The following is a 12319-nucleotide window of genomic DNA, read 5'->3' as shown; positions in this document are numbered from 1 at the left end:
CCGCACTGGACGAGACGGTCCTGTTGTTGCCAGGCCCGCGTCTAGTAGTCGAGTCCCCGTCGTGCCTTCAAACCGTTATTGAAGGCATGGCGGGTCTCCTGCATTTCGGTAATCGTATCGGCCATGGCCATCAGTTCACGATGCGCATTGCGACCAGTCACGATGACGCTCTGTTCGACGGGGCGATTTTGCAGCGCGGTCTTGACCGATTCGATATCGAGATAGCCGAATTTAAGCATGTAGGTGATCTCGTCGAGCACGACCAGATAGATATTCGGGTCGCTCAACATTCGGCTGGCGTGCTGCCAGACCGCCTCACAGGCCTGACGATCGGTTTCCCTGTTCTGGGTCTCCCAGGTAAAGCCGGTGCCCATGGTCGCGACCTGTAGGTTTGGATCCTCCTGCAGGCGCGCTCGCTCGCCACACTCCCATTCACCCTTGATGAACTGAATGACCCCCACGCCATAGCCGTAGCCCAGCGCGCGCGTCACCGTGCCCCAGGCCGCGGTGGTCTTGCCCTTGCCGTTGCCGGTGAAAATCAGAAACTGCCCGCGTTCTTCACTGGCGTTGGCCACCCGCTCATCCACGTGGCTTTTCAGTTTCTCCATGGCGCGCTGGTGGCGCGCCTGACGCTGTTCGTCGTTGCTCATGTCATGACGTCCTGTGACCTGAAAACATGCTGTCGTGGCATCGCCGTGTTACAGCGATAAAAACAGACCTGCAAGCGAGGCGCTCATCAGGTTGGACAGGGTGCCGGCCAGAATCGCCTTTGGCCCCAGTCGAGCGACATCACCGCGCCGTGAAGGCGCCATGACGGCTAGACCGCCCATCAGGATGGCGATGGAGGAAATATTGGCAAAGCCACATAGCGCAAAGGTGATAATGGCCTGCGTATGTTCGCTGAGATCGCCCTCAAACCCTGTAAAGGAGGCAAAGGCGACGAACTCATTGAGGATCGTTTTCTGACCGATGAAGTTGCCGGCCGCAACGGCTTCCGACCAGGGAACACCGATCAGCCAGGCCACGGGAGAGAAGATATAGCCCAGGATCAGTTGAAGGGTGAGGTCTTCAAAGCCGAACAGCCCGCCGATACCGGTGAGGATGGCATTGACCAGTGCGATCAGACTGACGAAGGCCAGCAGCATGCCGCCCACGTTGAGCGCGAGCTGCACCCCGGTGCTGGCACCGGTGGCCGCCGCGTCGATGACGTTGGCCAGCTTTTCGTCGTTTTCAGCGGTCGATACGTTGGTATCGTGCTGGGGTGTCTCGGTTTCCGGCAGCATCATCTTGGCCATCAAAAGCCCGCCCGGTGCCGACATGAAAGACGCCGCAATCAGATATTGAAGATTGACCCCCATGGCGGCATAGCCTGCCAGCACGCCACCGGCCACGCTTGCGAGACCACCAACCATGACCGCGAAAAGCTCGGAGCGGGTCATGTTGGCAATGAAGGGACGAATTACCAGGGGAGCCTCTGTCTGGCCGACAAAGATGTTGGCCGCCGCTGACAGGGACTCCGGTCGGCTGGTGCCCATCAGCTTCTGAATGCCGCCGCCGAGAATATTGACCACCCAGCGCATGATACCCACGTAATACAGTACGGAAACCAGTGATGAGAAGAAGACAATGACCGAAAGTACCTGAATGGCAAAGATGAACCCGTTATTGCCACCGGCCAGCGAGCCGAAGAGGAAGGAGATACCGTCGCCGGCGCTGTCGATCACGGCCTGAACGCCGCCTGACATGCCCATCAGAATGTGTTGGCCCACCGGAACATAAAGCACGAACAGTGCAAAACCGGCCTGCAGTACAAAGGCCCAGAATACGGTGCGTAGACGAATGGCGCGGCGATTTTCGGAAAAGATAAAGGCAACGGTCAGCACGAAAACGATGCCGACCAGTCCCATCAGAATTTGCATGTGCAGCAACTCCCGGTCTGTATTGTTGATTGTTCCAGGGAACAACGTGCTCTTTCGTGTTGCCCGGGCGATATGGCGCACACCTTACCAGATTGAGGGCCTGACGCACGGGCCAGAGGCCGGTTGAAAGCCCGACGCTCCGAGATCGGGCAATTATGGACGGATTTGAAATTTGAATATACCTGAGGGGAATCGATTGGTAGGGTGAGCACCTTTGATTCCAATGGTGACCCTCCTTCATGTCCTCTTCCGACTCTGCTCGAGTGCGCGGTCAACGTATCGTATTTGCACTCAGTGGCGGCCTGCTTGTGCTGTTTGTGGTCGCAGCACTCATTGATATCGATAAAGTCAGTAGCTGGATCGATACAGCCTTCGGCTGGTCGACCCACTGGTTTGGTGCCTACTGGCAGCTCTGGATGCTGCTCAATCTCGTGATCGCGCTGGCGCTGGCGTTGACCCGTTACGGCGATGTCCGTCTGGGTGGCAATGACAGCGAAGTTACGATGTCGACCTTCAACTGGCATGCCGTGATCCTCTGTGCGCTGCTGGGTGGTGGAGGTGTGTTCTGGTCGACGGCCGAGCCCATCTACCACTTCATGTCCACGCCGCCGGCCTTTGACGGCGTTGAAAGCAGCACATCGTCGGCGATCGGTCCGGCGCTGGCGCAGGCCTTTTTCCACTGGGGCTTCAGTGCCTGGGCCTGTCTGGGCACGCTGTCAGCTCTGGTCATGATTCATGCCCACTATCACGGCGGCATCCGGCTGCGCCCGCGTGCGCTGTTGTATCCCTTTCTGGGACAGAAGGTGGAAACGCACTGGCTCGGAATCGTGGCCGATGTGATCTGCATTCTTGGCGTCGCCGCCGGCACCATCGGCCCTATCGGGTTTCTGGCGACCCAGCTTGCCTACTCCTTCAATACGCTGTTTGGCTGGGCCGACAGCTATGTCCTGCAGCTGGCCATTCTGGGTGGGCTGGTCGTGATCTATACGCTGTCGGCGGCCACAGGGCTTTCCCGCGGCATCCAGTGGCTTTCCAACTGCAACGTCTGGATCGTTCTGGCGCTGTTTGTGTTGATCATGGTGGCCGGTCCCGGCACGTTCATCATTCACTCCATGATGGAAGGCTTCGCCAGCTATCTGGATCATTTCATTGATATGTCACTACTGCGCGGCAGTGAAAACGAGGTCTGGCTGGGACAGTGGACGCTCTTTTTCTGGGGCTGGTTCATCAGTTTCGTGCCGTCGATGGCCATGTTTGTGGCGCGCATCTCGAAGGGCAGAACCCTGCGTGAGCTGGTCATTGCACTGGCCATTACCGCGCCGATCGCCACCAATATCTGGTTTGCGACGCTTGGCGGCTCGGGCATTTTCTATGAGCTGCAAAACCCGGGCAGCGTATCGGACTCCCTGACGGCCGGTGGTCTGCCTGCCGCGCTGCTGGCGGTGACCAGCCAGCTGCCGCTGGCGTTCATTATCGTTCCGGCGTTTCTGGTGCTGACGACGATCTTTGTGGCCACGACCGGTGATTCGATGGCCTATGCCATTGCCATGTCGGTCACCGGTGATGCCCGACCCTCGGCGTTTGTGCGTATTTTCTGGGCCATCTCCTTTGGCGTTGTAGCAGCGCTGCTGCTGATGATGGGACAGGGCGGTATCAATGCGCTGCAGTCCGTCATCGTCATTGCGGCCGTGCCGGTTTCCCTGCTGTTGTTACCACTACTGTGGACCGGGCCCAGAGCGGCCTATGCCATGGCACGTGAGCAGGGCATTGCCACCGAGAAACGTCCCGAGAGCGCATGATCGAATAAACGGCAGTGTTTTGTCGCCGTCATGAAAAAAGCCCCGCAAATTGCGGGGCTTTTTTTGTGTCACAGAGCTTGATGGACAGGCATATTAAACCATGTGCGCGAGTGCCTGTCGCCGCGCTGGATCAGGAGGGAAGTCGGCCCGGGTTGCCGCTGTCATTGCGTGTGGGCGTCACGCGCTGCTCCTCGCGGGCTCGCTCTTCGCGCTCGTTCGGCTGCATTTCCGGGGAGTCCGGATAGATCAGGCTGATCACGCGCTCGCCTGATTTGGGCGCCAGGGGCGAATCGGTATGCGCCACACGCAGGCGGCCGTTGGCGCCAATGCAAAACAGCGGCATCAGCCGGGCGTCATGAATGCGGCGATACTCTTCAAGCCCGAAGTTCTCTGTCATTTTCGCCACTCGTAGTTCGGCGCCGTTGGCCACAAGGCTTGCAAGCTTTGCAAAGGTGGCATCGTTATCGAACAGGCGGGGCAGATGCCCCAGAGCGCGATCCTGCTGGCGCTTGGCGTGCTTGCTCGACTCCTCGGCGAGTCGAAAGACATTGCCGTGACCGAGCATGTGTTCAAAGTGCAGGGCGGCCAGATTGTTGAGCTCGCGATAGGGCGATAGCGGCAGCAGTCGGCCAATGCCGGTCAGCTCCAGATGCTGGGTCGCATGTTCCGACAGCGGATTGCCGTAATAGACCGGCAGGCCGGCCATGCGGGCTTCCTGCACGGCATCCCAGCTGGTGTCGGTCAGCCGAACGGTCCATCCCATCGTCATCAGTTCGCTGGCAATGGCGCGGGCAACCGGATTGGCACCGATGATGAGAAAGCCGGTGGGTTCCGGTTCGTTGACCTTCAGGGCCCTGACGATGGGCTTTGAAAAGAGACTCTGGATCACCACGGTACCGATGATGACCAGAAAGGTAATCGGTACCAGCATCTCGGCGCCTTCGACGCCGGCCTTTTCAAGCTTGATGGCAAACAGTGATGCTACTGCGGCCGCCACGATACCGCGCGGCGACAGCCAGGCCAGCAGCGCCTTTTCCCGCCAGTGAAGCTCGGTCCCAATGGTACACACCCAGACAGTGATCGGGCGGGCCACAAACATGAGCACGCCCAGAAAGACCCAGGCCGGCCAGTTCAGCGTCATCAACTGTTCGGTGGAAATGCGCGCAGCCAGCAGGATGAAAAGCCCCGACACGAGTAAAACGGTCAGGGTTTCCTTGAACTCGATGATGGGTCGGACCGGAATGCCGCGCATATTGGCAAGCCAGATGCCCATGACCGTCACGGTCAAAAGGCCGGATTCTTCAAACAGCGCGTTGGAGCCGGCAAACAGCGTCAGCATGATCATCAGGGTGCCGAAATTGTGCAGCCGCTGCGGCAGCCAGTGATGGCGCAGGATCAGTCCCCAGAGCCAGCCGCCTAGCGCGCCGAGGCTAAAACCCAGCCCCACGGTCTGACCAAACAGCAACACGGTGTGCGACGCCGCGCCGTTTTCCTGGCCAATCGCCACGAATTCATAGATCAGGACCGCCAGCAGGGCGCCGACCGGGTCCACCAGGATGCCTTCCCAGCGCAGAATCTGGGAAAGGTTGGCCTTGGCTCGCAGTGTTTGCAACAGTGGAATGACCACGGTGGGGCCGGTTACCACCAGAAGTCCCCCCAGCACGGCGGCGATCTCGAGCGGCATGTCGAGAAGCCACCAGGCCGCCAGCGTGCCGATCAAACCGGTGATGATGACACCCCAGGTGATCAGGCGAATCACGGTGCGCCCGTGACCGCGCAGGTCTTCGTAATTGAGCGTCAGACTACCTTCAAAAAGAATCACGGCAACCGACAGCGAAACGAGCGGAAACAGCAACTCCCCCAGAATGGCATCGGGATCAAGCCAGCCGGTGACGGGCCCGGCAATCAGGCCGACAATCAACAATGGCAAAATGGCAGGCAGATGAACCCGCCACGCCGCCCATTGGCACATCAGGGACAGCAGGCCGATCAAGGCCAGATAAAGCGCAGCGTTTTCCATGCAGGAAGATTCCGATAGGGGTCGATAATGAGGGCGCAGCCTAGCCGCAGGCGATAGACGTTGCAACGGGCAAAAAAAGAGGCCGCCTTAAGTTGGCGGCCATTGATCATTATCGTGATGCTTGTTGATAGCGTAGATGCGCCAGCAGCGCCTGAAGAGGGTGCTCAAGCGTGACGCTGGAAAAGCGTTTGACCTGACTTCGACAGGAGTAACCGGTGGCCAGCAGTCGAGTGCTGGTTTGATCAGTCTCCACCAGTGGCTGCCAGGACTGGCTGTAAATGGTGCGAGACGTCTCGAGGTTGCGCGCTTCATGTCCGTAGGTGCCGGACATGCCGCAGCAACCCGTGGGCACCAGCTCAAGCTCGAGCCCGAAAGCCTGGAATACCTGCTGCCATGCCCTTGCGCTGCCGGGCGCGTTGGTTTTCTCGGTGCAGTGGCTCAAAAGTCGGTAGCGAGTATTCCTGCCGTCCGGGGCATTGAGTGATGAGGGCGCCAGAGAGCCTGCCATGGACAGCAGCCATTCCTGAGGCAGCATCACCTCTGGCACGGCCTCCTGACCCAGAGCATCGACATATTCCTGACGGTAGGTCAGGGTCATGGCCGGATCGAGACCGACCAGCGGCACATCAAGACGCGCCAAGGCTCGGAGGTGTTCGGCCTGGCGTTTGGCAGCCCGGGTAAATGCCCCCATGAACCCCTGGACGTGCATGGGCTTGCCGTTGGGCTGATAGGGCGCGACGAACACACGAATGCCCAGAAGACTCAGACATTCGATCATCTCCCGAGCCACACGAGCATCAAACCAGGAGGTGAAGGCATCCTGCACCAGCACCACGCTGCGTGCCTTTTGTTGCTCGCTCAAAAGCCCCAGCGCGACCGGAGTTGCTTCGCTGATGCCCCAGGCGTGGAGCTGCTTGTGAAAATCGCTGTGGGAAAAGCTCGGGGCATCCACCATGCCGATCCAGCGGGCCATAACGTGCTGTACCGGCTTCTGGCGTAGCAGGGCGTTATATAGCGGCGCGACGGGTTTGAGCCGTGGCATCAGGGTTTCCATGCGTGCAATCAGATGATCGCGCAAGGGCCTCACGCGTCGGCCATGGTAGAGCTCCAGAAAACGGCTGCGAAAATCCGGCACATTGACCCGCACCGGACACTGCCCGGCGCAGGACTTGCAAGCCAGACAGCCGGCCATGGCCTCATGAACCTCATCGGAGAAGCGATCACTGCCGCTGAAAGTGCGTCCCAGTCGCGCCGGCAGCGTTTTCAGACGCTGGAGGGTACTGGCCTGTCGCAGGGCCTGAGCCTCGGCCAGCACATCGTGGCCGGCCGACTGTTCGCGTCTCAGCCACTCTCGCATCAGGCTGGCACGACCCTTGGGCGAGTGGATGCGCTCGCGAGTGGCCTTCCAGGAGGGGCACATGGCGTCGTTGGGATCATAGTTGTAGCAGGCGCCGTTGCCGTTGCAGTAGACCGCGCTGTGATAGCTCTGCCACACACGCTCATCGATGGTGCGATCCAGCTCACCACGGGTGGTCACGCCATCCACGGCGAGCAGTGAGGCCTGCGTCTGCGGTGGCGTGGCAATCTTGCCCGGATTGAGCTGATTGTGCGGGTCGAAAGCGCCCTTGAGCTGCTGCAGGGCCGGATAGAGCTCGCCAAAAAAGGCCGGGGTATATTCCGAGCGCACGCCCTTGCCGTGCTCTCCCCATAGAAGTCCGCCGTAGCGCTGGGTAAGGGCGACAACCTCATCGGAGAGCGGCCGAATCAGGGCCGCCTGCTCGGGGTCTTTCATGTCGATGGCCGGTCGAACGTGCAGCACACCGGCATCGACATGGCCGAACATGCCATATTCGAGCCCGTAACCATCGAGCAAGGCGCGGAACTCACCGATATAGTCAGCAAGCTGCTCTGGGGGGACGGCGGTGTCCTCGATAAAGGGGATCGGGCGCTTCTCCCCGCGCACATTACCCAAAAGTCCGACAGCGCGCTTTCGCATGCCATAGACGGTGGTAATGCGCTCGCGGCCCCGAGCGATGGTATGGCCCAGTCGCTCGACGTCCCGATTTTTCTCCAGTGCGTCTGTAAAGCGCTTGATGCGACGCTCAAGGGCAGCCTCGTCGTTATCGTTGAACTCCACCAGATTGATCCCTCTGACCGGCGCGCTGCCTTCCTCGCCGGCGGGGAAATATTCTGCGACGCCATCCCAGATGATGTCTTCCATGGCGAGCATCAACACGCGGTCATCGATGGTTTCAATCGATGTGGGGGCGTCCTCGCTGTCATCACTGCCCATCAGGGCACGGGCATCACGCAGGGCGTCCATGAAGCCGGAGTAGCGCACGTTGATCAGGGCCGAATATTTCGGCAACGGCAGAACATTGAGCGTGGCTTCGATCAGAAAGCCCAATGAGCCTTCGCTGCCACACAGCACGCTGTTGAGATCGAAAAGACCGCTGTCGGTGCGCAGGTGCGCCAGATCATAGCCCGTCAGGCTACGGTTGAGAGGGGGAAAGACCTGCTCGATCTGCTCTTTGCGGGTATCGATGATGTCTCGGGCGCAGCGGTATATGTCACCGATGCGGTCTGTACGAGCGCACTGCGCTTCAAGGCTTTTGTCATCGAGCGGCTGGCTGATAAAACGCTCGCCGCCCAGAAGCGCCACATCGAGTTCAAGGACGTGATGGCGCGTCTTGCCGTAAGCCCGCGAGCCCTGACCGCAGGCATCGGTACTGATCATGCCGCCAATGGTGGCGCGATTGGAGGTCGAAAGCTCGGGGGCAAAGAATAGCCCATGGGGCTTGAGCGCGGCATTGAGCTGGTCCTTGACCACGCCGGCCTGAACCCGCACTCGACGGTTGTCCACGTCGATGTCGAGGATGTGGTGCATATAGCGTGTGACATCCACCACCAGCCCATCGGTCAATGACTGTCCGTTGGTGCCTGTGCCGCCACCGCGAGGGGCGAGCACAACCTCACGAAAGGCCGGTTCACCGGCAAGGCCCGCCAGCAGGGTGATGTCATCGCCATCTCGCGGATAAACCACGGCCTGAGGCAGTCGCTGATAGATTGAATTGTCGGTGGCAAGCACCACGCGGTTGGCATCATCGGCGGCGATATCACCCTTGAAACCGCGGGCATCAAGCGTGTCAAGAAAGTGCTGATAGCACTGCTCGAGCGTTGGGGTCTTAAGCTGTTCGGTCATGATCAGGTCTTGTGGCCATGGTCTGTCAGATGCGTGCTATGTCCTGCGTGATCGAATCCATCTACAGACAGTGTACAGGGACTGTCCGGTCATGGCGGGCAGGCGGCGGTCGCCATTGTGGTTCTGTATGCGCATAATGCACTGGCAGTGATGTAGCTGCGGCAGATAAAGTGTCGTGGTCGGCTGTCGGCCAATAGTGTCGGGCAGCGTTATTTTTTACAATGTGTTCCTTATCTTGATTCCGCATCGCGCTTGCGATTGGCGGACATTATTGTCACGAACCGACAGGATAGTCATGCTCGATCCCAAACTGCTGCGCAGCGACCCTGACAGTGTTGCCGCCAGGCTCGCCCGCCGCGGCTATGCCCTTGATGTTGATCAGGTCCGCACGCTCGAGGCTCGCCGCCGGGAGCTTCAGACCCGGACCGAAGAACTTCAGAACGAGCGTAATACCCGCTCCAAAGAGATCGGTCAGGCCAAGTCACGCGGCGAGGATATCGAGCCGCTGCTGGCACAGGTGGGCAATCTGGGAGATGAGCTCGACAATGCCAGCCGCGAGCTTGCCCAGGTGCAGGCTGAATTCGAAGCCATCGCCACGGCCATTCCCAATCTGCCGCATGACAGTGTTCCCGGCGGACAGGACGAGGAAGATAACGTCGAACTGCATCGGTGGGGCACGCCGCGCGAGTTCGACTTTACCGTGCGTGATCATACGGATCTGGGCGGCATGCACGGCTATCTCGACTTTGAGCTGGCCACCAGGATTACCGGCTCACGCTTTGCTGTCATGCGCGGACCGCTTGCGCGCCTGCATCGGGCGCTGGCACAGTTCATGCTCGATAAGCAGACGCTTGAGCACGGCTATGAAGAAGTGGCCGTGCCCTATATCGTCAACCGCGATTCGCTGTTTGGTACCGGACAGCTGCCCAAGTTCGGCGATGACCTTTTTCGGCTGGAGGGGGATCAGGAGTACTACCTGATTCCGACCGCCGAGGTGCCCTTGACCAACATCGTGCGTGACGAGATCCTGGAAGGCGCCAACCTGCCGCTTCGCATGACCGCGCACACGCCCTGTTATCGCAGTGAAGCCGGCGCCTATGGTCGTGATACGCGCGGCATGATTCGACAGCATCAGTTCGACAAGGTCGAAATGGTGCAGGTGGTTGACCCCGAGCACTCCTATGAAGCGCTTGAGGAGATGCGTGGACACGCCGAGGCCATTCTGCAGGCGCTGGAACTGCCGTATCGGGTCGTGACCCTGTGTACCGGCGACATGGGCTTTGGTGCGGCCAAGACCTACGATATTGAAGTATGGCTGCCCAGTCAGAATACCTTCCGTGAGATTTCCTCGGTGTCCAACATGGAGGATTTTCAGGCGCGGCGCATGCATGCCCGTTTCCGCGCGCAGGGTCAGAAAAAACCGTCACTGGTGCACACGCTCAACGGTTCGGGGCTTGCGGTCGGACGCTGCCTGCTGGCGCTGATGGAAAACCATCAGCAGGCGGACGGTTCGATCACTGTACCCGAAGCCCTTCGTCCCTGGATGGGTGGCGTGGAAGTGATTAACCAGAAGTAATGGTGCGCGCGCCGGTAACTGATCAGTCAATACCGGCGCGCGACATCATGACGTGATTACGACAACTCTCAGAGCGCTTATGGAACTGCTTTCTCTTCAGTTTGATCCTCGCCATCTTGAGGCCCACCTGATCGGTGCCGGTCAGGACGCCCTGATGATGGCTCGTCAGTTCCAGGGACTTGAGCTTGACCTGACCCTGCACGGTGAAATGATGCCGGCACTAACGGCGCTGGCACGTGAAGAGAGCTGGCGCTGTGTCGAGGAAATGCCTGAGACCGGCCAGCTCTGGGTGGTGGCCACCGGCAGTCCCGTCGAGGATGCCTGCTGGGCGGAGAGGGCGCATGAGCGTCGCATCGGCGTGTATGTGCCTTCGTGTCCGACACTGTCTACCGTGCGCTTACCCGTTCGCACCCGTGCACTGACGCCAGAAACGCCCAGTGCATTGCGGCGTGGGCATGTTTCCCTGGTGGGGGCCGGCCCGGGCGATCCCGGTCTCCTGACCCTGCGGGCGCTGGAGCGCCTGCGCGAGGCGGACGTGGTCATTCATGATCGTCTGGTCAGCCCGGAGATTCTGGCCCTGGCCAACCCGGATGCACGCCGCCTGTACGTTGGCAAGGCACGCTCGGCACATAGCGTGCCTCAGGAAGGCATCAACCAGTCACTGGTGGACTGGGCGCGTGGTGGTTATCAGGTCGTGCGGCTGAAGGGGGGAGACCCTTTTATTTTTGGACGTGGGGGCGAGGAATTACAGGCGCTGGCGGCCGCAAAGCTTTCCTTCGAGGTCGTACCGGGGATTACGGCAGCCACGGGGATTTCGGCCTATACCGGTATCCCGCTGACTCATCGGGATCATGCCCAGTCAGTACGGTTTGTGACCGGACATCTTCGTAACGGCACCTGTGATCTTGATTGGCAGACGCTGGCGGCCCCGGGTCAGACCCTGGTCTTCTACATGGGGCTGGGGACACTGGATACCCTGTGCGATCAGCTGGTTCAGCATGGCCTGCCTGCCTCTACTCCCATTGCACTGGTAGAACAGGGTACGACGGCTCGACAGCGTCTGCATACCGGCACGCTTGATGACTTGCCGGGCCAGTTGGCGGATCTGAAGGCCGCGCCTCCGACGTTGATTATCGTCGGTGACGTCGTGAATCTACACGACACGCTGGGCTGGTTTGCCACACAAACGGCGAAAAGCCTGGGCTGGGAAAGTGGCAAGCATCCTTCCCCGCTTTCCCTGGCGGACAGCCGTTGATGGTCAGGTAAATGTCCGGCCTTCGGGCAGGGCCTGCCAGGGGCGCTTAATGTAGAAAGGGCAGATCAACGCTCGAGAAGGGCGAGGGGATGTTTTGTACATGCCCGATCACCAGCGCCAGCACGATGGGGCTGAAAAGTGCGAACAGGGTCAGCATCAGCCAGTTGAACCGTTCGTACCAGAGTACGTTGCGATAGCGACGGTTGGACGGCAGCGGGTTGCGAAGGGAGCGATAGCCCATCGGCATCGTCTCCTCGGCATTTTCATCGCTTGCGTCACCACTATCCTGCTGAGCCATTACGATACCATCTGCGCCTGAATCAATGAGTCGATCAATACATCCTCGCCTATCCCGGGTCGTGTGACCTGCAGGATAATAAAGGCCGTCCTGTGGGCGGACTCAAATGTATTCCACGCCTCGTCGGGACTTGTCAGAAAGGACGCCACCCAACGGGATGCCCACGCCTGACAGGGGGTATGTTGTTCCGGATAGCAGGGGCTGGTCATCACGCGAACCTCCATCGAAAGCCGAACCGTTGATGACAGTG

At 59.8% G+C, this 12319-nt stretch carries 8 protein-coding genes; 3 read left to right on the top strand and 5 right to left on the bottom strand.

Features of this window, described 5'->3' with window-relative positions; translation table 11 throughout:
• Positions 1–41: 41 nt before the first annotated feature.
• Both cobO and B9H00_RS01530 read right to left on the bottom strand, forming a co-directional pair.
• Positions 42–650, bottom strand: a complete 609-nt coding sequence (cobO, locus tag B9H00_RS01535; protein ID WP_086899165.1) for a cob(I)yrinic acid a,c-diamide adenosyltransferase — start codon at positions 648–650, stop codon at positions 42–44.
• Positions 651–698: 48 nt separating this feature from the next.
• On the bottom strand, positions 699–1919 hold the full coding sequence (locus B9H00_RS01530; protein WP_086899164.1) for a NupC/NupG family nucleoside CNT transporter: 1221 nt from the start codon (positions 1917–1919) through the stop codon (positions 699–701).
• Between the two features lie 239 nt (positions 1920–2158).
• Here B9H00_RS01530 and B9H00_RS01525 point away from each other — a divergent pair, with 239 nt between their 5' ends.
• On the top strand, positions 2159–3718 hold the full coding sequence (locus B9H00_RS01525) for a BCCT family transporter (RefSeq protein ID WP_086899163.1): 1560 nt from the start codon (positions 2159–2161) through the stop codon (positions 3716–3718).
• Between the two features lie 130 nt (positions 3719–3848).
• Here B9H00_RS01525 and B9H00_RS01520 read toward each other — a convergent pair whose 3' ends face one another.
• Together B9H00_RS01520 and ydiJ are read right to left on the bottom strand one after the other, a co-directional pair.
• Positions 3849–5738: a cation:proton antiporter gene (locus B9H00_RS01520; protein ID WP_086899162.1), complete on the bottom strand. Its 1890-nt coding sequence runs from the start codon at positions 5736–5738 to the stop codon at positions 3849–3851.
• Positions 5739–5847: 109 nt separating this feature from the next.
• Positions 5848–8940, bottom strand: coding sequence for a D-2-hydroxyglutarate dehydrogenase YdiJ (ydiJ, locus tag B9H00_RS01515; RefSeq protein ID WP_086899161.1), 3093 nt, complete (start codon positions 8938–8940; stop codon positions 5848–5850).
• A gap of 295 nt (positions 8941–9235) precedes the next feature.
• On the opposite strand from ydiJ, the gene serS reads away from it, so the two are divergent.
• Complete coding sequence (serS, locus tag B9H00_RS01510; RefSeq protein ID WP_086899160.1) at positions 9236–10516, top strand: serine--tRNA ligase; 1281 nt, start codon at positions 9236–9238, stop codon at positions 10514–10516.
• Between the two features lie 79 nt (positions 10517–10595).
• A complete protein-coding gene (cobA, locus tag B9H00_RS01505; RefSeq protein WP_322788261.1) occupies positions 10596–11771 on the top strand; it encodes a uroporphyrinogen-III C-methyltransferase in 1176 nt (391 codons plus the stop codon).
• A 46-nt stretch (positions 11772–11817) separates the two neighbouring features.
• Here cobA and B9H00_RS01500 read toward each other — a convergent pair whose 3' ends face one another.
• The gene (locus B9H00_RS01500; protein WP_086899159.1) at positions 11818–12069 is read right to left on the bottom strand and encodes a hypothetical protein; all 252 of its coding nucleotides are present in this window, start codon (positions 12067–12069) and stop codon (positions 11818–11820) included.
• Positions 12070–12319 lie beyond the last annotated feature (250 nt).

The organism is Kushneria marisflavi (genome assembly GCF_002157205.1).
Classification (GTDB): Bacteria; Pseudomonadota; Gammaproteobacteria; order Pseudomonadales; family Halomonadaceae; genus Kushneria; species Kushneria marisflavi.
The sequence above is the reverse complement of the archived record's forward strand: the minus strand, read 5'-3'. Positions and strand labels throughout refer to the sequence as shown.